Origin of the sequence: Streptomyces alkaliphilus (genome assembly GCF_014141535.1) — a bacterium.
GTDB lineage: Bacteria > Actinomycetota > Actinomycetes > Streptomycetales > Streptomycetaceae > Streptomyces > Streptomyces alkaliphilus.
Genome location: NZ_VKHT01001419.1, coordinates 1 through 970, shown reverse-complemented (window position 1 = coordinate 970; position 970 = coordinate 1). Strand labels below are relative to the sequence as shown.

Annotated in this window: 1 protein-coding gene; it reads left to right on the top strand. The window is 76.0% G+C overall.

Annotated features, from left to right (window positions below):
• Positions 1-13: 13 nt before the first annotated feature.
• Positions 14-949: a D-2-hydroxyacid dehydrogenase gene (locus FNQ90_RS24850; protein WP_182608386.1), complete on the top strand. Its 936-nt coding sequence runs from the start codon at positions 14-16 to the stop codon at positions 947-949.
• The last annotated feature ends 21 nt before the right edge of the window (positions 950-970 follow it).

Genomic DNA, 970 nt, shown 5'->3' with positions numbered 1-970 from the left:
GGAGGGGCCCGGCATGTCGACCTCCCCCCGCCTGGACCGGCTGGCGGGCCGCGCCGACATCACCCGGGTGGAGGCCGCGGAACTCGCCGGGGCCCTGCCCGGGGCCGACGTGCTGCTGGTGTGGGACTTCACCTCCGACGCCGTGCGCCGCTGCTGGCCCGGCCCCGGCCCCCGTCCCGGCTGGGTCCACACCGCCAGCGCCGGGGTGGACCGGCTGCTCTTCCCCGAACTGGTGGAGTCGGACACCGTGGTGACCAATGCCCGGGGCGTCTTCGACGGGCCGATCGCCGAGTACGTGGCGGGCCTGGTGCTCGCGGTCGCCAAGGACCTGCCCGGCACCTGGCGGCGTCAAAGGGAACACCGCTGGGAGCACCGGGAGACCCGCAGGGTCGCCGGCACCCGGGCGGTCGTGGTCGGCTCCGGGCCCATCGGGCGGCGCATCGCACGCGTCCTCGGCGCGTTGGAGGTCCACGCGGAGGTGGTGGGGCGCCGGGGGCGCGAGGACGACCCGGAGGTGGGCCGGATCCACGCGGCCGACACCCTGCCGGACCTGCTGCCCGGGGCCGACTGGGTGATCTGCGCGGCGCCGCTCACCGACGCCACCCGGGGGATGTTCGACGCCGCCGCCTTCGCCCGGATGCGGCCCGGTTCCTGCTTCGTCAACATCGGGCGGGGCGGGCACGTGGTGGAGGAGGACCTGATCGCGGCGCTGCGGTCGGGACGGCCGGCCGCCGCCGCGCTGGACGTCTTCGCAAAGGAGCCGCTGCCGCCCGACAGTCCGCTGTGGGACGCGCCGGGGCTGCTGGTCTCCCCCCACATGAGCGGCGACACCCTCGGTTGGCACGAGGACCTCGCCGACCGGTTCCAGGACGCCTTCGAGCTGTGGGTGGCGGGCGGGACGCCGCCGAACACCGTCGACAAGCGGCTGGGTTACCCCTCGGGGAGCTGACCGCCCGTCGGGAACCCACCC

What these genes read in the sequence shown, in the direction of transcription:
- FNQ90_RS24850 (WP_182608386.1), top strand. Translation starts at nt 14, where the DNA reads ATGTCGACCTCCCCCCGCCTGGACCGGCTGGCGGGCCGCGCCGACATC.